This is a genomic window from Streptomyces profundus, from assembly GCF_020740535.1.
Classification (GTDB): domain Bacteria; phylum Actinomycetota; class Actinomycetes; order Streptomycetales; family Streptomycetaceae; genus Streptomyces; species Streptomyces profundus.
This window is the reverse complement of record NZ_CP082362.1, coordinates 4,667,281-4,691,506: the sequence shown is the minus strand read 5'-3', so window position 1 is coordinate 4,691,506 and position 24,226 is coordinate 4,667,281. Positions and strand designations below refer to the sequence as shown.

At 71.9% G+C, this 24,226-nt stretch carries 22 protein-coding genes; 20 read left to right on the top strand and 2 right to left on the bottom strand.

The window, feature by feature from the left end; genetic code table 11:
* Window positions 1-7: 7 nt before the first annotated feature.
* The 3 genes from K4G22_RS20665 (at window position 8) to K4G22_RS20655 (ending at window position 3,840) form a co-directional block, all read left to right on the top strand.
* Window positions 8-1,090 (top strand): ABC transporter ATP-binding protein, encoded by a 1,083-nt coding sequence (locus K4G22_RS20665; RefSeq protein WP_228081782.1) that lies wholly within the window; start codon window positions 8-10, stop codon window positions 1,088-1,090.
* On the top strand, window positions 1,087-2,154 hold the full coding sequence (locus K4G22_RS20660) for an ABC transporter ATP-binding protein (RefSeq protein ID WP_228081781.1): 1,068 nt from the start codon (window positions 1,087-1,089) through the stop codon (window positions 2,152-2,154). The genes K4G22_RS20665 and K4G22_RS20660 overlap by 4 nt, the downstream gene beginning before the upstream one ends.
* A gap of 126 nt (window positions 2,155-2,280) precedes the next feature.
* Window positions 2,281-3,840 (top strand): cellulase family glycosylhydrolase, encoded by a 1,560-nt coding sequence (locus tag K4G22_RS20655; RefSeq protein WP_228081780.1) that lies wholly within the window; start codon window positions 2,281-2,283, stop codon window positions 3,838-3,840.
* 45 nt (window positions 3,841-3,885) lie between these two features.
* On the opposite strand, the gene K4G22_RS20650 is transcribed toward K4G22_RS20655, so the two are convergent.
* Together K4G22_RS20650 and K4G22_RS20645 are read right to left on the bottom strand one after the other, a co-directional pair.
* Window positions 3,886-4,119 (bottom strand): hypothetical protein, encoded by a 234-nt coding sequence (locus tag K4G22_RS20650; protein WP_228081779.1) that lies wholly within the window; start codon window positions 4,117-4,119, stop codon window positions 3,886-3,888.
* A 73-nt stretch (window positions 4,120-4,192) separates the two neighbouring features.
* Window positions 4,193-5,986 (bottom strand): AMP-dependent synthetase/ligase, encoded by a 1,794-nt coding sequence (locus tag K4G22_RS20645; RefSeq protein ID WP_228081778.1) that lies wholly within the window; start codon window positions 5,984-5,986, stop codon window positions 4,193-4,195.
* Between the two features lie 506 nt (window positions 5,987-6,492).
* On the opposite strand from K4G22_RS20645, the gene K4G22_RS20640 reads away from it, so the two are divergent.
* The 17 genes from K4G22_RS20640 to K4G22_RS20560 all read left to right on the top strand — a co-directional run bounded on the left by K4G22_RS20640 (window position 6,493) and on the right by K4G22_RS20560 (window position 24,216).
* On the top strand, window positions 6,493-7,911 hold the full coding sequence (locus K4G22_RS20640; RefSeq protein WP_228081777.1) for an NsdA family TPR-like regulatory protein: 1,419 nt from the start codon (window positions 6,493-6,495) through the stop codon (window positions 7,909-7,911).
* Window positions 7,912-8,266: 355 nt separating this feature from the next.
* Window positions 8,267-8,971 (top strand): 3-oxoacyl-ACP reductase FabG, encoded by a 705-nt coding sequence (gene fabG / locus K4G22_RS20635; RefSeq protein WP_228081776.1) that lies wholly within the window; start codon window positions 8,267-8,269, stop codon window positions 8,969-8,971.
* A gap of 279 nt (window positions 8,972-9,250) precedes the next feature.
* Entirely contained in the window at window positions 9,251-10,345 is a 1,095-nt protein-coding gene (locus tag K4G22_RS20630; protein WP_228084170.1) for a beta-ketoacyl-[acyl-carrier-protein] synthase family protein, read from the top strand.
* Window positions 10,342-10,878 (top strand): beta-ketoacyl synthase chain length factor, encoded by a 537-nt coding sequence (locus K4G22_RS20625; protein WP_228081775.1) that lies wholly within the window; start codon window positions 10,342-10,344, stop codon window positions 10,876-10,878. Before K4G22_RS20630 ends, K4G22_RS20625 begins: the two co-directional genes overlap by 4 nt.
* Window positions 10,875-11,381, top strand: a complete 507-nt coding sequence (locus K4G22_RS20620; protein WP_228081774.1) for a hypothetical protein — start codon at window positions 10,875-10,877, stop codon at window positions 11,379-11,381. The genes K4G22_RS20625 and K4G22_RS20620 overlap by 4 nt, the downstream gene beginning before the upstream one ends.
* Before the next feature lie 17 nt (window positions 11,382-11,398).
* Entirely contained in the window at window positions 11,399-12,061 is a 663-nt protein-coding gene (locus K4G22_RS20615; protein WP_228081773.1) for a UbiX family flavin prenyltransferase, read from the top strand.
* The gene (locus tag K4G22_RS20610) at window positions 12,036-13,508 is read left to right on the top strand and encodes a UbiD family decarboxylase (protein ID WP_228081772.1); all 1,473 of its coding nucleotides are present in this window, start codon (window positions 12,036-12,038) and stop codon (window positions 13,506-13,508) included. Before K4G22_RS20615 ends, K4G22_RS20610 begins: the two co-directional genes overlap by 26 nt.
* 57 nt (window positions 13,509-13,565) lie before the next feature.
* A complete protein-coding gene (locus tag K4G22_RS20605) occupies window positions 13,566-14,030 on the top strand; it encodes an FAS1-like dehydratase domain-containing protein (protein WP_228081771.1) in 465 nt (154 codons plus the stop codon).
* Entirely contained in the window at window positions 14,027-14,449 is a 423-nt protein-coding gene (locus K4G22_RS20600; RefSeq protein WP_425336728.1) for a MaoC/PaaZ C-terminal domain-containing protein, read from the top strand. The genes K4G22_RS20605 and K4G22_RS20600 overlap by 4 nt, the downstream gene beginning before the upstream one ends.
* Window positions 14,450-14,500: 51 nt before the next feature.
* Window positions 14,501-15,505, top strand: coding sequence for a beta-ketoacyl-[acyl-carrier-protein] synthase family protein (locus K4G22_RS20595; RefSeq protein ID WP_228081770.1), 1,005 nt, complete (start codon window positions 14,501-14,503; stop codon window positions 15,503-15,505).
* The gene (locus K4G22_RS20590) at window positions 15,502-16,575 is read left to right on the top strand and encodes a C45 family autoproteolytic acyltransferase/hydrolase (protein WP_228081769.1); all 1,074 of its coding nucleotides are present in this window, start codon (window positions 15,502-15,504) and stop codon (window positions 16,573-16,575) included. The genes K4G22_RS20595 and K4G22_RS20590 overlap by 4 nt, the downstream gene beginning before the upstream one ends.
* Window positions 16,572-17,396 carry a 4'-phosphopantetheinyl transferase family protein gene (locus K4G22_RS20585; protein WP_228081768.1) on the top strand — a complete coding sequence of 275 codons (825 nt, stop codon included), beginning with the start codon at window positions 16,572-16,574 and terminating at the stop codon, window positions 17,394-17,396. Before K4G22_RS20590 ends, K4G22_RS20585 begins: the two co-directional genes overlap by 4 nt.
* Entirely contained in the window at window positions 17,393-19,063 is a 1,671-nt protein-coding gene (locus K4G22_RS20580; protein WP_228081767.1) for a class I adenylate-forming enzyme family protein, read from the top strand. Before K4G22_RS20585 ends, K4G22_RS20580 begins: the two co-directional genes overlap by 4 nt.
* A 105-nt stretch (window positions 19,064-19,168) precedes the next feature.
* On the top strand, window positions 19,169-20,674 hold the full coding sequence (locus K4G22_RS20575; RefSeq protein ID WP_228081766.1) for a phytoene desaturase family protein: 1,506 nt from the start codon (window positions 19,169-19,171) through the stop codon (window positions 20,672-20,674).
* A gap of 31 nt (window positions 20,675-20,705) precedes the next feature.
* Entirely contained in the window at window positions 20,706-21,899 is a 1,194-nt protein-coding gene (locus K4G22_RS20570; RefSeq protein ID WP_228081765.1) for a 2Fe-2S iron-sulfur cluster-binding protein, read from the top strand.
* A 154-nt stretch (window positions 21,900-22,053) separates the two neighbouring features.
* Complete coding sequence (locus tag K4G22_RS20565; protein WP_228081764.1) at window positions 22,054-22,302, top strand: acyl carrier protein; 249 nt, start codon at window positions 22,054-22,056, stop codon at window positions 22,300-22,302.
* Between the two features lie 84 nt (window positions 22,303-22,386).
* Window positions 22,387-24,216 carry an FAD/NAD(P)-binding protein gene (locus K4G22_RS20560; RefSeq protein WP_228084168.1) on the top strand — a complete coding sequence of 610 codons (1,830 nt, stop codon included), beginning with the start codon at window positions 22,387-22,389 and terminating at the stop codon, window positions 24,214-24,216.
* Window positions 24,217-24,226 lie beyond the last annotated feature (10 nt).

Below are 24,226 nucleotides of genomic sequence, written 5' to 3'. Positions count from 1 at the left end.
GCCGAAGGTGACGACCGAGACCACCGAGACCACCGAGACCACCAGCGAGAGCCCGCCCCGGGTTCCGTTCGCCGAGAGCCCGCTGCTTCAGATCGAGGGGCTGAAGACGCACTTCCACACCCGGGAGGGCACCGTCCGTGCCGTGGACGGCGTCAGCTTCGCCGTGCCGCGCGGGCGGATCGTCTGCGTGGTCGGCGAGTCGGGCTGCGGCAAGAGCATGACCGCCCGCTCCGTGCTGGGGCTGGTCGACGAGCCGGGCCGGATCGTCGCCGGCAGCGTCAACTGGCACCCCGAGAGCAGGGACCGGCCCGTCGACCTGGCGGCGCTCGACCCCAGGGGCGCCGAGCTGCGCGCCGTGCGGGGCGGCGAGATCGCCATGGTCTTCCAGGAGCCCATGGCCGCGCTCTCCCCGATGTACACCATCGGCGCCCAGCTGATCGAGGCCATCCAGCTGCATCTGCCGCTGGGCCGGTCCGAGGCCAGGGAACGCGCCGTCTCGCTGCTGCGCCGGGTCGGCATCCCGCGCCCCGAACAGCGCGTGGACGCCTACTCGTTCCAGCTCTCCGGCGGGATGTGCCAACGCGCCATGATCGCCATCGCGCTGGCCTGTGACCCCGCGCTGCTGATCGCCGACGAGCCGACCACGGCGCTGGACGTCACCACCCAGGCCCGGATCGTCGACCTGCTGCGGGAACTCCAGGCGGAGACCGGCATGTCGGTGCTGTTCATCACCCACGACCTGGGCGTGGTCGCCGAGATCGCCGACGAGGTGGTCGTCATGTACCTGGGCCGCGTCGTCGAACAGGGGCCGGTGGACGCGGTCTTCCACGATCCCCAACACCCCTACACCCGGGCCCTGCTCGGCTCGATCCCCCGCATGGGCGCCGGCAACCGGCAGCGGCTCGCCACCATTCCCGGCAATGTCCCGCACCCGTCGGAGCGCCCCGCCGGTTGCCCGTTCCACCCGCGCTGCGCGCACGCCGTGCCGGGGGTCTGCGACCGGGCCGAGCCACCGGAGACCAGCACCGCGCCGGGCCGCCGGGTCCGCTGTGTGCTGCACACGCGGCCGACCGAAGGAGCCCCCGAATGAGCCCCCAGCCACCGGAACGCGAACCCCTCCTGGACATCAGGGGGGTGGCCGTCCACTTCCCCGTCCGGCGGGGGCTGTTGGGCCGCACCGTCGGCCAGGTCCGGGCCGTGGACGGGGTGGACCTGGCCGTGCGGCCGGGGGAGACCCTCGGCCTGGTGGGCGAGTCCGGCTGCGGCAAGACCACCCTGGGGCGCGCCGTCGCCCGGGTGCTGACGCCCACCGCCGGATCCGTCCACTACCGGCGGAGCGACGGCCAGTCGGTGGAGGTCGCCACCCTCTCGGGGCGTGCCCTGCGCGCGTTCCAGCGGGAGGTGCGGGTCGTCTTCCAGGACCCGTTCTCCTCGCTCAACCCACGGATGACGCTGCTCCAGATCATCGGCGACCCGCTGCGCTCCTACGGCATCGCCACCGGCTCCGAACTGGAGGACCGGGTCGCCGAGATGCTCACCCGCGTCGGCCTGTCCCCCCGCTATCTGCACCGCTACCCGCACGCCTTCTCCGGCGGCGAGCGGCAGCGCGTCAACATCGCCCGCGCCCTGATCGTCCGCCCCCGGCTGGTCGTCGCGGACGAGCCGGTCTCCGCGCTCGACGTCTCCGTCCGCGCCCAGATCCTCAACCTGCTCCGCGACCTCCAGGACGAGTTGGGCCTCACCTATCTCTTCGTCTCCCACGACCTGTCGGTGGTGGAGAGCGTCTGCGACCGGGTCGCCGTCATGTACCTGGGCAAGATCGCCGAGGTCGCCGAGACCGCCGAGCTGTACGCCCGCCCCCGGCACCCCTACACCGAGGCCCTGTTGTCCGCCGTGCCGCGCCCCGACCCCCGGCTGCGGGACACCGGTCGCCGGGTCAGGCTCGCCGACGACCTGCCCGATCCGGCCCACCCGCCGAAGGGCTGCTCGTTCCACACCCGCTGCCCGCACGCCAGGCCAGGCGTCTGCGACGTCGCCGGCCGGCCGCCGGCCCTGGCCCGGCCGCCGGGCGACGCGGCGGACTCCCGGTCGGTCGCCTGCCACCGCGCGGGCGAACTCGACCTCGCCGGGCTGGAGTTGAACCAGACCCCCTGATCCGGGGCCCCGTTCCCCAGCTCCCCCCGTTCCCCCCCCCGTTCCCGAGGAAGGGAGGCTCCCCCGCACCACCCGGCACCACCCCCCACAACCGAGCACGTCCTCGTTCCGTGCAAGGAGAGCCGCGTGACCACGCATCCATCCACACCATCCACAGCGTCAAGACTGCCCAGGTTCCTCCGACTGCTGACCGCCTTCCTCCTCCCGTTCGCCCTCCTCACCCTGCCAACCTCGGCCGCCGGCGCCGACGATCCCTCGGCGCGGGCCGTCCAGTGGCTGTCCGTCGACGGCAACCAGATCACCGACGAGGCGGGCCGCCCCGTCACCCTGCGCGGTGTCTCGGTCCTGGCGCCCCGGCACAACAGCGAGTGCCCCGAGTGCTCGCCCCGGCCCATCGCGGACATGATCGACCTCTCCGTCGACGCGGAGCAGGGCTGGCACAGCAAGGTCCTCAGGCTCCCGGTCACCGAGTGGGCGCCCAACGACTCCCTGTCCCTTGAGGACAACTTCGCCCAGTACATCGACCCCTATGTCCAACAGGCGATCGAACTCGGCATCTATGTGATCGTCGACTTCCACCGCGTGCAGAACTACGGCGATGTGGCGGGCGGCACCCCGCAGTCCGTCGTGCGGGAGTTCTGGGAGTACGTCGCCCCTCGGTACGCGGACGTCCCCAACGTGATCTTCGAGGTCTACAACGAGCCGCTGACGCCGGCCGACTGGCCGACGTGGAAGGCCTACATCACCCCGGTGGTGGACGCGATCCGCGCCGCGGCCCCCAACAACCTGCTCCTGATGGGCAGCCCCAACTGGTCGACCATGGTCAACGAGGCAGCGGCCGACCCCATCGCCGACGCCAACACCGCCTACGTCTACCACCTCTACCCCAACCAGGGCCCCAGCAGCGTCGCCAACCTCGACGCCAGGTTCGGGAACGCGGCCGAGACGGTCCCGGTGGTCCTCACCGAGTTCGGCTGGAACCCCGTCGGCGACTACAGCGACGCCGTCACCGCCGGCACCACCAAGTGCTGGGGCGTCGGCCTGCGCAACTACCTGGACGCACGCCCGTGGATCAGCTGGAACGCCTGGGTCTTCGACAACTACTGGAAGCCCCAGATGTTCGACCACGACTGGAACCTGATGGGCGGCGAGCACCAGGGCCAGTTCGTCCAGGACTGGCTGAGCCAGCTCTCCGACCACAACCAGCCGGGCGTCGACAACCCGCCGGGCGCGGGCGACGACCTCGGCGTCCCCGAGTCACACAGCGGGATCGTGGTCGACAACGGCTCGCCGGGCTACGCCGACACCGGCGACTGGGTCACGGGCGACACCGCCCACGGCTTCTACGGCACCGACTACCGGCACGACGGCGGGCCCGAGGCCGCGCCGGGCCGCAGCGCGACCTACACCCCCGAACTGCCCGCCTCCGGACGGTACAACGTCTACATGTGGTGGGCACCCGACCCCAACCGCGCGTCGGCCGCGCCGGTGAGCGTGGAACACGACGGCGGCACCGCCGAACTGACCGTGGACCAACGCGCCGGCGGCTGTGACTGGAACCTGCTCGGCACCTACGACTTCACCGCCGGCGCCGGCCAGACCCTGGAGCTCTCCGCCGAGGCCCCGGGCTACACCGTCGCCGACGCGGTCCTCTTCGAACCGGCCGACACCCCCTCCCGCGACTGACCCGACACCCACCGGGACGGGCCCCGCCACACCGGGGCCCGTCCCTCAACCGGTCCTGGTGGGGCTGCGACAACGCGACGCCTCACCCGAGGCGTCGGCCCCGCCCGACGGGACGACGCTCGGCCGGCCGAGCGGGGCGAGCTTGGCGAGTTCGTCGGCGATCCACGGTCCCACGGTGGGCGGACTCACGGACGCGGCCCTCTGTTGCGCCTCGACAGCCGCTCCCAGCACGTCGCGGACGGCCTCGAAGGCGGGTTGTTGTCTTCGCTTGAAGGTCACCGAGACGAGGGGGCCACCGGCCCGGTGTGGGCGGTGGACCCCTCGTGTGCTGTCGGCGCTCGGGCGGGGCGGGTCAGGAGGTGTAGATGGCTTCGATCTCCTGGGCGTAGTCCCGGAACACCACGGCCCGCTTCAGTTTGAGCGACGGGGTGAGGTGGCCGGACGCCTCGGAGAACTGGACGTCCAGGATGCGGAACTTGCGGACCGACTCCGCCTTGGACACCATGGCGTTGCCGTCGTCGATGGCGCGCTGGATCTCGGCGAGCAGGTCGGGATCCTCACGCAGTTGGGCGACGGGGGTGTCCGCCGGCTTGCCGTGCTGGCTGGCCCAGCGGGGCAGGAACTCGGCGTCCAGGGTGACGAGGGCGCCGACGAAGGGCTTGCCATCGCCGACCACCATGCACTCGCCGACCAGGGCGTGCGAGCGGATCCGGTCCTCGATGACGGCGGGGGCGACGTTCTTGCCCCCGGCGGTGACCAGTATCTCCTTCTTGCGGCCGGTGATGCTGAGATAGCCCTCGTCGTCGAGGGAGCCCAGGTCGCCGGTGTGGAACCAGCCATCGACCAGGGCCTCGGCGGTCGCCTTCTCGTTGTTCCAGTAGCCCTCGAATATGTGCTGACCGTTGAGGAGCACCTCGCCGTCCTCGGCGATGCGGACCCCGCTGCCCGCCAGCGGCGGGCCGACCGTGCCGATCTTCTGGTGGTCCCAGGGGTTGACCGTGGTGGCGGCGCAGGATTCGGCGAGGCCGTAGCCCTCCAGGACGGTGAGGCCGAGCCCTCGGTAGAAGTGGCCGAGGCGCTCGCCGAGGGCGGCCCCGCCGGAGATGGCGTGCGTGGTGCGTCCGCCGAGGACCGCGCGCAGCTTGCCGTAGACGAGCCGGTCGAAGACCTTGTGCTTGAGCTTCAGGCCGACGCCCGGGCCCGACGGGGTCTCCTGGGCGCGGCTGTAGGCGATGGCGGTGTCGGTGGCGACCTCGAAGATCTTCCCCTTGCCGCCGGCGCGGGCCTGGGCGCGCGCCGAGTTGTAGACCTTCTCGAACACGCGGGGCACGCCGAGCAGCAACGTCGGCCGGAACTGGCTCAGTTCCTCGGTGAGATCCTTGACGTCGCTGACGTGGCCCAGCTTTATCGGGGCCATCATCGCGTTGACCTGGGCCACGCGGGCCAGGACGTGCGCGAGCGGCAGGAAGAGGAGGATCGAGGAGTCGTCCCGGAACAGCGGGGCGTTGCGGGCGATCGTGTTGCCGCACTCGGCGAGGAAGTTGCCGTGGGTGAGGACGCAGCCCTTGGGACGGCCGGTGGTGCCCGAGGTGTAGTTGATGGTGGCCACGGAGTCCGCGCGGGCGGCCTTGGCCGCCGCCGTCACCTGCTCGTCCGTCACCTCACGGCCGGCGGCGGTGAGTTCGGCGATGCCGCCGGCGTCGATCCCCCAGAGGTTCTTCAACAGCGGGAGCCTCGGCCGCAACTCGTCCAGGATGGCCTGGTGGTCGGCCGTCTCGACGATGCAGGCGACGGTGCCGGAGTCGCTGAGGTTCCACTCGACCTGTTCGGCGGAGGAGGTCTCGTACACGGGGACGGAGACGCCGCCCGCGTACCAGATCGCGAAGTCCAGCAGCGTCCACTCGTAGCGGGTGCGGGACATGAGGGCGACCCTGTCGCCCGGCCGGACACCAGCGGCGATCAGCCCTTTGGCCACCCCGCTGACCTCGGCCAGGAACGTGGTGGCCGTGACATCCTGCCACTTCCCCGCGACCTTGCGGGCGAGCACGGCGCGGTCGGGGTGCTCTGCGGCGTTACGGATGACGATGTCCGTGAGATTGCCGTCGGGCGGCACATCGTATAAAGCCGGGACGCTGAACTCGCGCACGGCGGCTCCTTCTTCTCGGCACGGCTGCGGGGACACGCGGCACAGCGGAGGCCGGGTGCTGACGGCCCGAAAGGTACCAGCTGGTAGGGTCCGCGTACAGGCAATGCTACAGGCGAGTTACCGCGCCCCCCTATCGCCCGATTCGGTAGGCGGTTTGGCGATTTCCTGGGATACGCCGGGCAGATGTGCTCGTCCGTCATGAAGGTCACGCCTGAACATTCGGCATCGGCCGAAAATCCTCTTCCCGTTCGACCCATACGACCCGCTACCGTCATCACGGTCTGGTAACCGTATGATTACGAACAGTCGAGCCTTTCGCTCCTCACCCCAGTGACCCCGCGGCGGAACGTTTGTTCCGATTCCGCTCAGCCCGCGCACCGCGTCCGTGGTGCGCTCCGTGGACATCGCACCTTTGACGGTCCGGCCGATTCGGGGTCCCGCCCGAGCCGACCGAATCCCCCACCGGCTCAAGCGAAACGTGTCACCGAGAGGAGCACACCTTCCCGATGCACCGAGAAGACCGAAGTACGGCAACGCCCCGCCGGCACCGGCATCCTCTCGCCGCCCTCCGGAAGAAGGCCGGCTACACGCATGGCGAGTACGCGCGTCTGATCGCCGCGACCCACGCCGAGTTGGGTTTTGGCCACATGGCGGCACGCCGGGAGAAGGTCGCCCGCTGGGAGGCCGGCCGGGCCGTCCCCGAGCGGACCGCGCAACTCGCCATCGCCCACATCCACGCCGTGCCCGAGGCGGACGTCGACCGACTGGTCTGGCCCGACTGGCTGCACCTGGCCCACGGCGACGCCCGTCAACTGGAGTTCCCCTGGACCACGGCCACCGTCCCCGACGCGATCAGGGACGCCGTCGCCGCACGCCAACAGACCCAGCAGGGCTACCTCCTGGCGACCGGCTGGGCGGCGAAGTCGCTCGCGGAGAACTGGCTCGACGCCATGAAGGAGGCCCTGGCCAGAGCCCCAGAACCGCCCCCGCCGAGCCGGGCGGGCCGGCTGGGTTCGCGCTTCTCGACCGCCACGCTGGGCTCCGTCCTCCAGGCGTGCACCCGGCTGCGCACCCTGCACACGTTCGCGGGCCGCTTCACCGCCGGCTGGCTCGTGCCCGCCAGCGAACAGGAACTGCGCCAGCTCGCCGACCACTTCGCCGCCGACCCCGACATGCTGAAGGACGACGGCCGCGGCCTGCTGACGGTGGCGGCCGAGGGCCTGTCCCTGTGCGGTTTCATCGCCCGCCTCCAGGGCGAGCATGTCAACGCCCAGCGGTACTACGTGGCGGGGCTGCGCTGTGCCACGGCCGCCGGTGACGCCGAGGTCGCCTCGGCGCTCATGACCCTGCACGCCGCCCAGTACCTCGATCTGCACCTCCACGAGGAGGCCACCGAACTCCTCACGGCCGCCCGGACGTTGCTGCGCCGCTGCGGCACCCCCGTGCAGGACCCGGCGCTGCCGACGCTGATGCACGCGCAGATCGCCCGGGTGCACGCCCAGCGCGGCGACGACCTCGGCCGCCGCCGGGCGCTCCTCGCTGGCCGCACGGCGCTCGCCAGGGCGCCGCACCACGAGCCCACGCCGATCCTGCCGATCCGCTGCGACCGCTGGCTCCAGCTGATGGAGGGGGTGTCCCTGTTGGAACTGGGCCGGCCCGACCGGGCGATCAGATGCTTCGAGCCGGTGCTGACCGAGCGGACACCGCAGCTGAAGCTGCCGCCGTCGGTGCGCTCGCTGTATCTGCTGCGGGCCGCCGAGGCACAGGTCGCGCTCGGGGACGCGGCCGGCGGGGCGGAGTCGGTCGCCAGGGCGAACACGCTGCTCGGCGGCATCCGGGCGGCGGCGTCCGAGCGGGTAAGGATCGCGCTGCGGGCGTACGCGCATCTGCCGGAGGTCCAGAGCCTGCTGGCGGCCCCCGTCTGACCCGCGCCGGGCCGGTGCGGGCCCGGCCACGGCACGGCGGCGTATTCGGCCGCCCGACACCGAACACATCGGTGTCGGGCGGCCGAACGCGTTTTCGGTATTCCCGCGGCGCGGCCCGAAAGCGGGCCTGGCACGCCGTCAAACGTGCCTCCGGTGTGCCCCGTGCGCCGGCCAGGCGCCAAGGCACAGCCGAGGCACAGCGGAAGCCGTAGCAGGCGCGGCCCTTTGCGATGAGACTTCATTGACCGCGCGGTGCGGAACCGATTCTCCCCAAGAGCAAGGGCGCATTCCGACGGCCCGCACGTCGGGCCGGGCGCTTCACTTCTTCACGACCATCAGGCTGGAGATTTTTCGCATGAGTCGATCTGTCCTGGTAACCGGCGGGAATCGCGGCATCGGCCTTACCGTGGCCCGGCGACTGCGTGCGGGCGGTGACCGGGTCGCGGTGACCTACCGCTCGGGCGAGCCGCCGAGCGACCTGCTGGCCGTGCGGTGCGACGTGCTGGACGCCACGGCGGTGGACGAGGCGTTCACCAGGGTCGAGGCCGCACACGGGCCGGTGGAGGTGCTGGTGGCGAACGCCGGCATCACCCGGGACAAGCTGCTGATCCGGATGTCGGAGCAGGACTTCACCTCGGTGATCGACACCAACCTCACCGGAACGTACCGGGTGGTCAGGCGCGCGGCGAAGGGCCTGATGCGGGCGCCGGCGGGCCGGGTGGTGATCGTGTCCTCGACCGCGGCGCTGAGCGGGGTGGCGGGACAGGTCAACTACGGCTCGTCCAAGGCGGGGTTGATCGGCATGGCCCGCTCCCTGGCGCGCGAGTTCGCGCCGCGCGGGGTGCTGGTGAACGTGGTGGCCCCCGGGCTCACCGACACGGCGATGAGCACGGCTCTGTCGGAGACCCAGCGGGGCCGGATCGTCGGGCAGATCCCACTCGGCAGAATGGCGACGCCGGAGGAAGTGGCCACCGCGGTGGAATTCCTCGCCTCCGAACAGGCCTCCTACATCACGGGCGCGGTGGTCCCGGTCGACGGCGGTATGGGAATGGGGCACTGACATGTTCGATGACGTGTTCCCTCGCACTTCCCAGCGGGCCGGGGAGCACACCGTCGCAGGTGGAGAGGTGAACGGGCGTGTGTGGTTGAACCGCGAAATGTTGAATTCCGTTCTTGTTTTGGTTCCGAACCTCATGAACCGCGCGGACGCGAGCGGCGGATTCCGGCCGCCCACGCTTCTTCGGCCCGCCGCTCCGACGCCGACGGAATTTCCAGGAGGCTTCAGGTGAACACTGCACACCCACCGGACCGGACCGGCCGGGAGGTCGCCGTCACCGGAATGGCGGTCACCACCGGATACGGGCAGGGCGTCGACGCGCTGCGCGCCGGCATCTGGTCGGGCGAGCCGGCGTTCGTGCCGGTGACCCGGTTCGACACCAGCCGCTACCGGGTCGGGATCGCCGCCCAGGCCGACCCGGGGCTCGAACTCGACACGGAACTCCGCGCGCTCACCGAGGAGGCGCTCAAACAGGCCGGGCTCTCGGCGAGCGAGCGCGCGGACGCGCCCCTGGTGATGGCCCGGCACGCGGACCCGGCGGTGTCCCGACTGCCGCGCGCGGAACAGGAGTCCCGCCCGATCGGCGACACCGCGCGCTGGCTCTCCGAGGAGCTGGGCCTCGGCGGCGCCGGGCGGACGTACATCAACGCCTGTGTCGCCGCCAGCACCGCCGTCGCCGAGGCCGCGCTGCTGATCTCCTCCGGGCGCAACGACCGGGTGGTCGTCGCCGCCGGGCATCTCGTGGACGCGGAGTCCTTCACCACCTTCAACGCGGGCCGGGCCCTCGCCCCCGACGGGCGGCTACGCCCCTTCAGCTCCGGACGCAAGGGGCTGCTGCTGGGCGACGGGGCCGGCGCCGTGGTGCTTGAGGCCGTCGACAGCCGGACCGGGATGCGCCCCCTGGCGAAGCTCACCGGCTGGGGCATGGCGGGCGACGCCCACCACGTGTGTCAGCCGCACCCGCGGGGCCTGGGCATGGCCCGCGCGATCAGCCGCGCCCTGGACCGGGCCGGCCTCACCCCGGGCGACCTCGACTACGTCAACGCGCACGGCACCGGCACGCCCTACAACGACGCCGCCGAGACCGCCGCCCTGCACCGGGCCTTCGGGGAGCACGCCGAGCGCGTCCCGGTCAGCTCGACCAAGTCGATGCACGGACACGCCCTCCAGGCCGCGGGCCTGGTCGAGCTCGTGATCTGCCTGCTCGCGCTGGAACTTGGCAGCCTGCCCGTCAACTCCGGCTATCTGGGCCCCGACCCCGACTGCCGGCTCGACCTCGTCCTCGACTCCCCCCGGCAGGTGACGGCACGCCATGTGCTCAGCCTGAACGCCGCGTTCGGGGGAGCCAACACCGCGCTGGTGGTGAGTGCCGCATGACGACCGCAGCGAATCCGACCACGCCCCTCACCGTGCTCGCACGGGCGAGCTGGTCCGCCGAGAGCGGCCCACGCCCGCCCGACCTGCCCGGCTTCACCGCCTCCCCGTTCGCGCCGATCATCGCCCATGTCGCCGACCGGTGTCTGGGACAGCGCCACCACGAGCCGCCCCTACCCGCGGGGCAGGGCGAGTCGACGGCGATGGTGCTGGTGTCCAGGCTCGGCGACATGGCCACCGAGGCCGCCGTCACCGGCTCGGTCGACGAGGGCACCAAGGCGTCGCCGCTGCTGTTCTACCAGTCGGTGCCGAGCGCCGTGCTCGGCCTGGTCTCGGCCCGCTGGGATCTCGGCGGGGCCGTCATCTGCGTCAGCCCCGCCGGCGAACCGCTGACCGAGGCCATGGACCTGGCGCGGCTGCTCATCGAGGACGGCGACACCGAGAACGTCCTGCTGGTGCTGGTCGAGCTCGCCGTGCGGGACGACCGTCCCGACAGCGCCGAGGCGCTGCTCGTGTCCGCCGGGGAGCCGGCATGACGGAGACCACGCGGGACCTGCCGCCGGCCAAGGAGATCGCCCTGCTGCGCCAGGGCTGGTGGTTGCACGACGCCCGCTGGTACCAGGCGGTGAAGAACCGCTTCGGCCAGGACGTCGCCAACGAACTCAACGCCGAGGTCATGCGGTTCGTGGCGCGCCGCGTCGCGACCCTGTACTCCCGGCAGCACCCCACGGCGGCCGGGGCGACCTCGGAGGAGGTGGCCGAGGCGCTGGAGGCCCTGGCTGGGCTGATGTTCACGCGGGCGATGGTCCGGCTGGAGTCGGGCGGGTTCGAGGGCGACACCTGGGAGACCGTCATCAGCGAGCACTTCGCGCTGCGGATGCTGAAGGCGAGCAACTCCCTCGCCGGCTACCAGTGCCCGTGCCTGGAGCTGCGCGCCGGCTGGTTCGAGGGCATCGGGGTGCGGGCCGCTGACGAGGTCGTCGAGTGCATGCGCGAAGGGGCGTCCGTCTGCCGCTTCCGCGCCTGCCTGAAGCCCTGAGGCGAGGAGGGAACGCGATGCGACTCGTCGTGGCCGTGACCGGGGCGACCGGGGCCGTGCTGGGGGTGCGGCTGCTCCAGGAGCTGCGCCTCCACCCGGAGGTGGAGACTCATCTGGTCATCAGCCGGTGGGCGCGCACCACGCTGCGGGCGGAGACCGGGCTCGGCGCCGGCGCGGTCACCGAGCTCGCGCACGTCGGCTACTCCCCCGACGACCAGGGGGCGGCGATCGCCTCGGGGTCGTTCCGCGTGGACGGCATGATCGTGATGCCGTGCAGCATGAAGACGCTCGCCGCGATCAGGACCGGGTACGCCGACGGGCTGATCGCGCGTGCCGCGGACGTCACCCTCAAGGAACGCCGGCGACTGGTGCTGGTGCCGCGCGAGACGCCGCTCGGGGACGTCCATCTGGAGAACCTGCTCGCGCTCTCGCGCCGGGGCGCCGTGGTGCTGCCGCCGATGCTGACCTTCTACAACCGCCCTTCGACCGTGGACGACATGGTCGACCACGTCGTCGCCCGCGTCCTCGACCAGTTCGGCGTCGACTCGGGCCGCGCCCGCCGCTGGGAGGGGTTGCGTCACGACGCGCCCGCCCTCGCCGCGACCGGGCGCGACCACCGCTCCACGACCGTGAACGACCGGGAGGGCCGTGCGCATGAGCCACTTCACCGACCTGCGTGACTACATCGACGCCCTCGACGCCCTCGGCGACATCCGGAGGGTCGACCGGCCCGTGAGCGCGGACCTGGAGGCGGCGGCGATCACCCGGCGCAGCTACGAGATCCGCTCCCCCGCGCCGCTGTTCACCCGGATCGCCGAGGACCGGATCGGGATGCGGATGTTCGGCGCGCCGGCGGGCGTCAGCTCCAGGCCCGACATGCGGCTGGCGCGGCTCGCCCTCTCGGTGGGGCTGCCGGCCGAGACGGGGGCGGCCCAGCTGGTCGACCATCTGGTCCGCACCCGTGACGCCCCGCCCGTGCCACCACGGACGGTGGCGCGCGAGGGCGCGCCGTGCAAGGAGAACGTGCTGCTCGGCGACGACGCGACCCTCGACCGGTTCGCCGTCCCCCGGATCCACGAGAAGGACGGCGGCTCCTATCTCAACACCTGGGGCGTGATCATCGCCAGGACGCCCGACGGGGCATGGGTCAACTGGTCGATCTCGCGGATCATGATGCTCGACGGGAAGCGGATGACGGGCCTGGTGATGCCGCCGCAGCACCTCGGCCTCGTCTGGCAGGCCTGGGCCGAGCGCGGCGAGCCGATGCCGTACGCGCTGGTGCAGGGCGGCGCCCCGGCGATCCCCTTCGTGGGCGGCATCCCGCTGCCGCGCGGGGTGGACGAGGCGGGGTACATCGGCGCGCTGCACGGGGAGCCGGTCGACGTGGTGCGCTGCGAGACGGTCGACCTCGAGGTGCCGGCGCACGCCGAGGTCGTCATCGAGGGCCATGTGTCGACGGGCCGCGACAGCCTTGAGGGGCCGTTCGGCGAGTACGCCGGCTATGTGTCCACGCAGTCCTCCTTCCAGCCCGTCTACACCGTCGAGGCGATCACCCACCGCTCCGAGCCGATCTGGCCGATCGTCCCCGAGGGCCGGCCGGCCGACGAGTACCACACCGTCACCGGCACGGGGCGGGCCGCGAACGTGCTGCACGCGCTGCGGCGCGCGGGCCTGCCGGTGACGACGGCGTGGATGCCGTTCCCGGCCGCCATGCACTGGACGGTGGTGACCGTGCCCGACGACTGGCGGTCGAAGCTGCCCGGCGTGGACACCGGCGAGTTCACCCGGCGCATCGGGGAGGTCATCCACAACAGCGGCGGGCCCAGCGCGATGATGCCGGTCACCTACGTCCTGGACGACGACATCGACCCGTCCGACGAGGCCGACCTGCTGTGGGCGCTGGGCACCCGGCTGCATCCGAGGGACCGCCGCTACTCCTGGGACGCCGTGGTCCTGCCGTTCATGGCCTGTTACGGGGAGGACGAGCGCAAGGCGATGCGCGGCCCCAGCGTCGTCCATGACGGGCTGCTGCCCGCCTGGGGCGACGGCCGTCTGCGGCACAGCTCCTTCGCCCAGGCGTACCCGTCCGACATCCGCCACCAGGTCCTCAAGCACTGGGACGACTGAGCAGCGCACCCGACAACGAGCCCTCATCCGACCGCTACCCGATGGAGCGACAGCGACGTGGCGTTGAATCCGGGCTGCGTGGGCACGACGTACCCGCCCGCGCGCCCCTACCCAGTGGAGGCGGAGACGATCCGCCGCTTCGCCGAGGCCGTGGGCGACCCGGCCCCCGTCTACACCGACCTCCGCGCGGCCAAGGACCTCGGCCACCCGGCCGTCCCCGCGCCGCCGACCTTCCCGTTCGTCGTGGCCATGCGGGCGATGGACGAGGTGTTCAGCTATGAGGACATCGGCTTCGACCCGACCTATCTGATCCACGGCGAGCAGCGCTTCGAGTACACCCGCCCGGTCAGGGCCGGTGACCGGCTGGTGACCACGGTGGGGATCACGGGCGCGAAGCGGCTGCGCGGCAAGGACGTGCTGAGCCTGCGCGCCGATGTCGCCGACGAGGACGGGGAGCCGGTCGTCGCCCTGCACATGACCTTCGTCTCCCTGAGCGCCGTGGAAGGCGGTGGATCCGCGTGACGGACGCCGAGCGGATCGAGGTCGGCACCGAACTCCCGGTCAGGAAGGTCACGGTGACCCGTGGCGGCCTGGTGCGGTACGCGGGTGCGTCGGAGGACTTCAACCCCGTCCACTGGAACCCGCGGGTGGCGCGGGAGGCCGGGCTGCCCGAGGTGATCGCGCACGGCATGCTCACCATGGCGATCGCCGCCCGCACCGTCACCGACTGGACGGGCGACCCGGGTGCCGTGGTGGAGTACCGCACCCGCTTCAGCCGGCCGGTGTTCGTCCCCGACACCGCCGAGGGCGCCTCGGTCGAGGTGCGGGGCCGGATCGCCGCCCGGATCGACGAGGACCACATCCGCGTCGACCTCGTGGTCGCCGCCGGCGGCACCAGGGTGCTGAGCGAGGCCCGCGCGATCGTCCGGCTCACCGGGTAGGCCCTGTCCCCCGGAATCCCCGAGCGGACCCCAGACGGAAGAAATGGACGGATGAACCTTTCACCGGTCTTCCTCACCGCACCCCGCTATGTCCTGGGCGAGATCGAGGAACCGTACACCGCCGTCGAGGGCCTGGCGGCCCGCGTGGCGCACTTCGCCATCCCGATGGCCCCCGCGACCTGGGGCTGGGGCAGCTTCTTCCGCACCGAGCGCACCCCGGCGGAGCTGGCGGTCGCCAGCGGCGAGGCCACCCTCGCCGCGGCCGGCGTGGAGCGGGACTCGGTCGACGGGCTGATCCTCTGTACCAACTCCTTCCCGAGGTCGGTGGACGACCACGCCGGGTTCGTGGGCGCCGTGCTCGACGGCCTCGGCCTGCGGAAGACGGCGTTCACCTGTGGGATGACGCTCAACCGTTGCAACAACCTGCTCGCCGCGCTGCATCTGGCCCGCTGTCTGGTGGCCGCCGGCGGCCACCGGCGGGTGCTGGTGGTCACCGCCGACCGGATCGCGGACGAGTCCGTGCGGCTGGAGAAGTTCGCGCTGTTCAGCGACGGCGCGGCGAGCTGCCTGGTGAGCGCGGACGAGCCGGGCCCCGACACGTTCGCCGTGCTCGCCTCGGCCTCGGCGCAGGACCCGGCGGTGCTGGGGGTGCGGGACCAGATCGACGCACGGCTCGCGATCGCCGTCAACGAGGAGCTTGAGCGGGCCACCGGCATTCCCCACGAGAAGGTCGCGGCGCTGCTCCCGGCCAACCTGGTCAGGCCGCTGATCACCATGAAGGAGCGGCAGGCGGGCTTCACGGCCGCGCAGTTGCGGATGGGCAACGTCGAGCGGCTCGGCCACTGCTTCGCCGCCGACCCGGTGATCAACCTCGCCGACCTGGTGGCCTCCGGAGAGGCGGAGCCCGACGGGCTCTGCCTGCTGGCCTCCAGCGTGCCGGGCGTCCGGCACGGCGTCCTGCTCCGGAAGGTCCCGGGGCCAGGTGCCACCCCACGCGTGACGTCGAAGGAGACGGATCGGATGAACACCGGCACGGCCACCGAGGTGCGGCCATGACCACGGACGCGGCCATCCCGTTCCTCCAACTGAGCGGTGACCCGTACGAGTTGGGCCGTCAGCACGGGGCCGCCCGAGCCGGCGCGCTGCGCGCGTTCCTGGACGACGGGGTCGCCAGGCTGAACCATCTGCTGGACCACCCCGTGTCGCCGGCCTCGCTGGCGCCGCCCCTCGGGGCGTTCCGGACGGCGATCGCGGCGGGCGTCCCCGACCTGGCCGAGGAGATCCGCGGCCTCGCCGACGGGGCCGGCCTCACGGAGGACGAGGCCCTGCTGCTCCAGGTGCGCCGCGAGGTCCTCGGCTACCGCAGCACCCGCCGCCCCCAGGGCGACTGCACCACCTACGCGCGGGTCGCCGGCCGGCACACCACCCTCGCGCAGACGGTCGACCTCAGCGGCGACCTCGACGACCAGACCGCGTTCCTTTCGCTGCGCGCGACCGGCTCGCCGCGCGAGGTGCTGATGCTGAGCTTCGGCGGGCTGCTTGGCTACCTCGGCATGAACAGCGACGGCCTCGCCGTCGGCATCAACCTGGTGCTCGGCGGGCCGTGGGGGCCGGGGATACCGCCGTACCTGGCGGTGCGTCACCTGCTGGACCGGGCCGGTTCCGTGGCCGAGGCGCTCGACCTCCTCCAGGGGCTGCGGCTCGCGAGTTCCCGTTCGCTGATGCTGTGCGACAGGCACGGCGCGGCCTGGGCGGAGTCGATGGACGGCCGGCTGCGGATCGTCCACGACACCACGCTGGCTCATACCAACCACTTCCTGCACCCCGACTTCGTGCCGCGCGACGAGCTGAACGTGTTCGCCAAGAACGGTTCGCTGCGCCGCCTTGAGGCGTGCGCCGTGCGCCTGAGGGCGCTCCCGGACGACGCCCCGGCCGTCGACCACCTCGGCCTGCTGTCGACCCCGCCGATCTTCGTGCCGGACAACGGCGACATCCGCCGTGAACGCACCGTCGCCGTGGTCGCGATGCGGCCCGCGCTCGGCGAGGTACGGCTGCTGGGCTCCCGGCCCGAGCGGGAACCGCTGGTGTTCACGACGGGCCAGGTCGTCCGGGCGGCGGGCGGATGAGCGCCGGGGTGGAGGGCTGGCTCGTCGCCCTCGACGACACCGCGCACACCGTCTGGGACGACGCCGGCTGCCGCGCCCACCTCTCGCCCCGGGAGGAGCGGCGCGCCGAGCGGTTCCTGCGCCCCGAGGCGGCCGTCGCCTACGTCCGGGGCCGCTCGGCGATCCGCGTGGTGCTGGGGCATGTGCTGGGCGAGGCACCGGGCGAGGTGCGGATCGCCACGGCGCCGGGCGGGGGGCCGGTGCTGTTGGACCATCAGGACCGGTCGGTCAGCTGGTCGATCACGGCCGGCGTGCTGCTGGTCGCGGTGGGCCGGGGCGCCAGGGTCGGCGTGGACGTCGAGGTGCTGCGCCCGGTGCGGTCACCGGCGAGGGTGCTGCGGACGTTCTACCCGGGGGTGCACACCCTGGGCGCGTTCCGGGAGCCCGAGACGTTCTTCTCGGCCTGGACGCTGCTGGAGGCGGCGGTCAAGGCGACCGGGCGAGGGCTGTCGCGGGGCGCCCGCCAGGTCCGGCTGCACCGCCCGCCGGGGGCCGTGCGCTGCGTCCTGGCCGGGGTCGCCGACGGGAGCGAGTGCGCCTGGACGGGCCGCACGGACCGGTTCGCCGTACCCGGTTCGACCACGGAGGTGATGACGGCCGTGGTCACCCACGGCGCCCGCACCCCGCTCCGGCTGCACACCTGGCGGCTGCCGGAACCGGCTCGGCTCCCGGCCCCGGGACGGCCCCCGGGAGCCGCCGAACCCCTGCCCGACCGCGCCGCGCGGCGCGACGCCGCGGCCGTCCCCCTCACCTCGTCGGAAGAACTGGAGAGCACACCATGATGATCAGCGAGGAGCTGCGCCGGAGGATCCTGGACGACCGGGCCCTCGGCGCGGGCAACGCACTGCACCGACTGCCCCTGTACGGGCGGTCGCCGGACGAGCGGGTGCTGTGGCTGGACGGCACCTGGCAGGCGCCCGCGGGCGACCACCCCGAGGTGCTGACGCTCGGCGAGCTTCAGGAGGTCGTCGCGACCTACGCCGGGTTCTACCGGCGCAACGGGGTGCGGGCCAAGGACGCCGTCGCCATCGTGTCGACGTCGATCACCGACTTCGCGCTCAACCTGTTGGCGCTGACCAGCATCGGGGCGGTCGCGTCGCTCGTGAACGCGAACATGCCGCGGGAGACGCGGCGCGAGTACATCAGGCGGCAGCGGGTCGTGGGCATCGTGACCCGCGAGCCCTGGCACCAGGAGCTGCGCGGCCATCTGTCGGACGAGGAGCCGCCGGCGTTCGTCGCGCTCCAGACGGAGATCACGCCGGCGGACCGGGCGCACCGCCCCGAGAGCTACCCGTTCCGGCACGCCCCGAACGACCCGATCCTCATCTCGCACTCGTCCGGTACGACGGGCATCCCCAAGTCGGCCTTCCACACGCACGAGACGCTGTTCCACGGGGCGTTGAGCCGGCTGTCGGACGGCCTGGACTGCAGTACGCGGGCGCGGCTGCTGGCGCTGCCGGGGCACCATGTGTCGGCGATGTCGAACACGCTGCTCGGCCTGGTGCTGGGCGCGCCGGTGATCCACTTCACGGATCCCAGCGGGAAGGCCGTGCTGGACGGGATCGAGAAGTACCGTCCGACGATCGTCTTCGGCTTCACCCACACCTTCATGGAGATGGCGGGCGAGGACCTGTCGGACCGCGACCTGTCCTGTGTGGAGGGCTTCTACGCCTCGGGCGACGCGGCCCATGTGGTGCACATCAAGAGGCTGTTGGCCAAGGGGCGGCATCCGGTGACGGGCCGTGACCTCAAGCCGAAGACGCTGCCGGGCGCGATCTTCCTGGACATCTTCGGCTCGACGGAGATGGGTTACGTCCTCTTCGACTACGTGCACCGGCCGGGGGCGCCGAGCATGGGCCGCTGCATCGGGCGCCCCATGCGGTTCGCCGAGGCGGTGGCGCTCTCGGAGGAAGGGGCGGTGCTGCCGCCCGGCCAGGTGGGCCGGCTCGGGGTCAGGTCGAGGTCGCTGACGCCCGGGTTCTGGAACGACAACGTGCGCTGGCACCAGCAGTGGCTGGCCGGCTACTTCCTCACCGGCGACCTGGTGTACCGGGACGGCGGCAACAACTTCTACCACCTGGACCGCACGACCGACGCCATCCGCACCGCCGACGGCTTCGTCTACAGCGCGTACACGGAGGAGCTGCTGCTGGGCGAGTACGAGGAGATCCGGGACTGCACGGTGGTCGGCCTGGCCGACGAGGGGGTGCGGTTCGGCTGGGAGGACGAGGGCGTCGCGGAGACGTACCTGCTGCTCAACCTGGTCGAGGGGGCGACCCCGCCGGCGGACCCCACGGCGTGGGTGAACGCGGCGCTGACCAAACACGGGCTGCCCGAGGTCGCCGGTGCCGTGGTCGTCGCGGAGGACAGCATCCCGGTGGGGATCACCGGCAAGGTCCTCAAGCGGGTCCTGCGCGAGCGGGCGCGGACACTCGCCGTCGGGGACTGACGGCGGCATGGACCGACGGGTGGGCGACACGTCCCGTGCCGTCCACCCGGCCCCCCGGGGAACAGCCGGGGAGCGACGGGGAACACCGGAGAAGGGACCTTGGGAATGAGCGTCGACTTCGACGTGATCGTCATCGGCGCCGGTCTGGGCGGACTGGCCGCCGCCACCACCCTCCAGCGCGGCGGTCTGCGCACGCTGGTCGTGGAGCGGCACAGCATCCCGGGCGGCGCGGCCACCTCGTTCGTGCGGGGCCGCTTCGAGTTCGAGGTGTCGCTGCACCAGCTGGGCGGCATGGGCGGCCACGAGCCGCTGAAGGCGGTGCTGGACGAGCTGGACGTGACCCGCCGGGTGGAGTGGCTGGAGGACCGCGATCTCTGCCGGACGTTCGTGCCGGGCGAGGTCGATGTCACGTTGCCACACGACTGGGAGGCCCTGGCGGACGTCCTGGACGGCATCAGCCCCGGCAACCGCACGGAGATCGTGCGGTTCCTCGACCTCGTCCGGGAGACGGGCCTCTGGCAGCTGACCGCGCGGGTCAGCCTGCACCGGATGAAGGAGCAGCTGGAGTGGCTGAGGACGCTCCCCGACGTGCGGCGGTACGCGCTGCGGACGTTCCGTGAGGTGCTGGACGAGTTCTTCACCGACGACCGGCTGAAGCTGGTGCTTTCGTCGTACTGGAGCTACAACGGCCAGTTGCCGCACCGGATCGCGTTCGTGGACATGGCGCGGCTGCTGGCGCTCTATGTGGAGACCAAGCCGTACCAGGTGGTGGGCGGCAGCCAGGCGCTGTCGTCGGCGCTGGTCGAGTCGTTCGAGGAGGCGGGCGGCGAGCTGCGCCTCAACACCGACGCCGAGCGCATCCTCACCAGCGAGGGCGCCGTGGTGGGGGTGCGCCTTGAGGGCGGGGAGACCCTGGTCACCCGGCAGGTGATCTCCAACGCGCCGTCCACGACGACCTACACGCGGCTGCTGGACGATCCGGACGTGGTGCCGGCGCGCACGCTGAAGGATCTGCGGTCGCGGCGGCTCGGCTCATCGGCGACCTGTCTCTTCCTCGGGCTGGACGCGTCGGCCGAGGAGCTGGGGTTCACCTCGGCGACGACGTTCCTGTCGGCCGGCCTGGACGACGACCGGATCCTGCGGGCCGCCTACCGGCTGGACGAGCCCTGCCCGTTCGTGATCGCCACCTGCTACGACGTGCGACCCACCGGTTTCGCGCCGAGCGGCGGCGCCCAGGTGGTGCTGTCGTCGATCCAGTACGCGGAGCCGTGGGAGGCGCTGGCGCCGGAGGACTACGCGGCGGCGAAGGCGTCGTACGCGCGCTCCCAGCTGGAGCTGGCGGAGTCGATGGTGCCCGGGCTGCGGGACTCGATCGAGGAGGCGGAGCTGGCCACGCCGCTGACGTTCAAGCGGTACACCAACCAGCCGGGCGGGGCGATCTACGGCTTCGACCAGGACATCACCGACAGCTGGCTGTTCCACGACGAGGACCTCAGGCAGAACGTGCCGGGGCTGCTGCTGACGAGCAACTGGACGACGGCCGGCGGCTACAACTCCAACCTCGTGACGGCGGCCAGGCGATGTCAGCGGCTGCTGGCCGCGGGTGTCTGAACCAGAGGACCCAAGAGAAAGCGCAGGGAACATGACGGAGAATCCCTACACGCCCGCGGTCAACCCCCTCGCCCGGCTGCTCGACGGAGCGGACGAGGTGGTCGATCGGCTGACGGCGCACGCGGAGATCCAGGGGGAGCATCCGGCCGAGGCACGGGCCGAGGTGGAGCCGCTGCACCCGCGGAAGATGGAGCTGACGGTGGCCGAGGCCATCGAGGAGACCGCGACGACGCGGACGCTGCGGCTGCGGCGCCCGGACGGCGGGGACCTGCCGCCGTTCCGCGCCGGGCAGTACATCAGTCTGGACGTGCGGGTCGGGGAGGTGCGCACCAACCGGGCGTTCTCCCTGTCGTCCAGCCCGACCAGACGTGACCACTACGACGTGACCGTGCGGCGGCTGCCCGGCGGGCTGGTGAGCGGGTACCTGCTGGACGAGGTGTCCGTGGGCGACCGCTTCACCAGCGGGGGCCCGATGGGCACCTTCACCCACGACCCGCTGTTCCACGGCGACGACCTGGTGTTCCTCGCCGGCGGCTCCGGGGTGGCGCCGGCGATGAGCATGATCCGGGAGATCGTCGAGCTCGGCCTGGAGCGCACGATGACGCTGCTGTACGGCTCGCGGCGCTCGGACGACATCATCTTCCGCGAGGAACTCGACGCCATCGAGCGACGGCACCCGAACATCGTGGTGCACCACGTGCTCGCCGAGTCCGAGCCCGGCTGGACGGGCGCGGTGAAGCCGCTGGACGCGCCGCTCATCGCCGAGCTGGCCGGGCCGCTGGCCGGGCGGATGACCTATCTGTGCGGGCCCGCCTACAAGTACCCGTATCTGATAAGCGAGTTGGAGTCGCTGGGGCTGCCTGGACGACGCATACGCAAGGAGGCCAACTACGTGGCGGCACCGCCGCCGGACGATCCTCGGTGGCCGGCCGACGCCGACACCAAGGAGGAGGTCACGGTCAGCGTGCGGGGCCGGGGCTCGTTCCGGATGCCGCGCGGCAGGGAGCTGATCTACGCGCTGGAGGAGAACGGGATGCCGCCCGAGGCGTCCTGCCGCTCGGGGGAGTGCGGCGACTGCCGCGTCAAGGTGTGCTCGGGCGAGGTCTTCCACGCCGAGGAGGCCCGGCTGCGCATGGCGGACCAGCGGTTCGGCTACGCGCATTCCTGCGTCGCCTATCCGCTCACCGACATCGAGGTCGACTTCAGAACCGGCAACGGATTCTAGCCGATCGACCGGATCAACCGAAAAACAATCGCAGCCCCCTTGGCGTGGAATCCAAAATATGATGTGCTGGACGTGCACGTTCCCCAGCCGCCGGAAACCACATTCCCCCAAGGCGAACCCATGCGTCCCGAAGCATTCAACAGGAGGTATCAGCATGCCTACTGACCTGCGAAAAGTGATCGTAGAGACGCTCCGCGAAATGAATTTCGAAGTGGACTCGGTAACCGATGAGACGCCACTCGGGGACGGCGGGCTCGAATTGGAGTCCCTCTCCCTCGCGGAAATCACCATGCAGCTCGACAACTTTGGCGTTGAATTCTCCGACGAGGAGATGGAGAAGCTGGCCGGAATGACCTTCGGTGAATTCACCGAAGAGGCCAAGCGCCGCGCCGCGGGAAACTGACCCGCCCCACCATGTCCTGGCGCCCCGTCCCGTGCGGACAGGCCGGATGAAGGAGATGTGACGTTGTCGCAGCCGACCAGGGCGATGTGCGTCGTGGGGGCAGGGCCGCGAGGACTCGCCGTCCTGGAGCGGTTGAGTGCCCATCACGCCGACGGACGCCGACAGGTCGTCCACGTGGTCGACCCCTTTCCGCCGGGGCCAGGACGCACGTGGCGCACCAGGCAGTCCCACCATCTGCTCATGAACACGGTGACCTCCCAGGTGAGCCAGTTCACCGACGACAGTGTCCGCTGCTCGGGGCCGATCAGACCGGGGCCGAGCCTGCACGGGTGGCTGCGTCGTTCCGCCGCCGGCGCCGACCGGATGTGGGCCGGCGCGGAACGGCTCGGTCCCGACGACTACCCCTCGCGCGCCCAGTTCGGCCACTATCTGGAGTGGGGGTTCCGGCACCTCGCCGAGAACGCCCCGGCCGGCCTCAGCTTCGTCGTCCACCGCGCGACGGCGGTCGCGCTGGACGACGGCGCCGACGGCCAGTGCGTCACCCTGGACGACGGCACCCGGCTCGTCGGCCTGGACTCCGTGGTGCTGGCCCTCGGGCACGGGGCCAACCAACCAACCGCCGAGGAACGCCGGTTCGCCGCCTACGCGGACACCCACGGCATGCGCTACCTGCCGCCAGGCAACCCGGCCGACATCGATCTCGACGGCATCGAGCCGGGCGAGACCGTCGCCGTGCGGGGTCTCGGTCTTGCCTTCTTCGACGTGCTGTCGCTGCTCACCGAGGGCAGGGGCGGCAAGTTCGTCCCGTCCCCCGACGGCCTTCAGTACCTGCCGTCCGGTCAGGAGCCGGCGCTGTACGCCGGCTCCCGGCGCGGGGTGCCGTACCACGCGCGCGGCGAGAACCAGAAGGGGACCGCGGGCCGCCACGAGCCGCTGTTCCTGACCCCGGACGCGATCCGCCGGATAAGGGCCACCCCCGACGCCACCTTCCGGCGCGACGTGTGGCCGCTGCTGGACGCCGAGGTGCGCGCGGTCCACCGACACGCCCTCGTCGCCGAGCGCGCCGGCCGGGACACCGCCGACCGCTTCCTCGCCGAGCTGCTGGCCGCCCCCGCCGGCGACCACCCCGGGATACTGCGCCGCCACGGGCTGACCGCGCGGGACGAGTGGGACTGGCGGCGCGTCGAGAACCCGTGCGCCGGGCGGGAGTTCACCGACCGAGAGGACTTCAACCGGTGGCTGCTCGGCCATCTGCGCGAGGACGTCGGGCACGCCGGGCGCGGCAATGTCGACGATCCGCTGAAGGCCGCCCTCGACGTGCTGCGCGACCTGCGCAACGAGGTCCGGCTCGCCATCGACCACTCCGGCATCACCGGCGCCTCCTACCGGGACGAGGTGATGGGCTGGTTCACGCCGCTCAACGCCTATCTGTCCATCGGGCCGCCCAGGTCCCGGATCGAGGAGATGATCGCGCTCATCGAGTGCGGGGTGCTCCAGATCGTCGGCCCCGGGGCCTTCGTCCGGCCGGCCCCCGGCGGCGAGAGCTTCACGATCGGCTCGGCCGTCGTCGGCGGGCCCGAGGTCCGGGCCACGACCCTGGTCGAGGCCCGCATCGCCGAACCCGACCTGCGCCGCAGCACCAACCCCCTGCTGCGGCATCTGCTCGCCACCGGACAGTGCCGCCCCTACCGGATACCCGACGGCGCGGGCGCCTACGAGAGCGGCGGCCTGGACGTCACCGCGCGGCCCTACCGCGTGGTGGACGCCTCGGGCGTGCCGCACGCGCGCCGCTTCGCCTACGGGGTGCCGACGGAGTACGTCCACTGGGCGACCGCCGCCGGCATCCGGCCAGGTGTCGGCTCGGTGATCCTGGAGGACGCGGACGCCATCGCCCACGCGGTGTGCGCGTCATGACGGCACACCG

Bases quoted from the DNA above. Each gene is read 5' to 3' on its own strand.
- K4G22_RS20660 (WP_228081781.1), top strand. From the start codon at position 1,087: ATGAGCCCCCAGCCACCGGAACGCGAACCCCTCCTGGACATCAGGGGG.
- K4G22_RS20640 (WP_228081777.1), top strand. From the start codon at position 6,493: ATGCACCGAGAAGACCGAAGTACGGCAACGCCCCGCCGGCACCGGCAT.
- fabG (WP_228081776.1), top strand. From the start codon at position 8,267: ATGAGTCGATCTGTCCTGGTAACCGGCGGGAATCGCGGCATCGGCCTT.
- K4G22_RS20630 (WP_228084170.1), top strand. From the start codon at position 9,251: ATGGCGGTCACCACCGGATACGGGCAGGGCGTCGACGCGCTGCGCGCC.
- K4G22_RS20625 (WP_228081775.1), top strand. From the start codon at position 10,342: ATGACGACCGCAGCGAATCCGACCACGCCCCTCACCGTGCTCGCACGG.
- K4G22_RS20620 (WP_228081774.1), top strand. From the start codon at position 10,875: ATGACGGAGACCACGCGGGACCTGCCGCCGGCCAAGGAGATCGCCCTG.
- K4G22_RS20615 (WP_228081773.1), top strand. From the start codon at position 11,399: ATGCGACTCGTCGTGGCCGTGACCGGGGCGACCGGGGCCGTGCTGGGG.
- K4G22_RS20610 (WP_228081772.1), top strand. From the start codon at position 12,036: ATGAGCCACTTCACCGACCTGCGTGACTACATCGACGCCCTCGACGCC.
- K4G22_RS20595 (WP_228081770.1), top strand. From the start codon at position 14,501: ATGAACCTTTCACCGGTCTTCCTCACCGCACCCCGCTATGTCCTGGGC.
- K4G22_RS20590 (WP_228081769.1), top strand. From the start codon at position 15,502: ATGACCACGGACGCGGCCATCCCGTTCCTCCAACTGAGCGGTGACCCG.
- K4G22_RS20585 (WP_228081768.1), top strand. From the start codon at position 16,572: ATGAGCGCCGGGGTGGAGGGCTGGCTCGTCGCCCTCGACGACACCGCG.
- K4G22_RS20580 (WP_228081767.1), top strand. From the start codon at position 17,393: ATGATGATCAGCGAGGAGCTGCGCCGGAGGATCCTGGACGACCGGGCC.
- K4G22_RS20575 (WP_228081766.1), top strand. From the start codon at position 19,169: ATGAGCGTCGACTTCGACGTGATCGTCATCGGCGCCGGTCTGGGCGGA.
- K4G22_RS20570 (WP_228081765.1), top strand. From the start codon at position 20,706: ATGACGGAGAATCCCTACACGCCCGCGGTCAACCCCCTCGCCCGGCTG.
- K4G22_RS20565 (WP_228081764.1), top strand. From the start codon at position 22,054: ATGCCTACTGACCTGCGAAAAGTGATCGTAGAGACGCTCCGCGAAATG.
- K4G22_RS20560 (WP_228084168.1), top strand. From the start codon at position 22,387: ATGTGCGTCGTGGGGGCAGGGCCGCGAGGACTCGCCGTCCTGGAGCGG.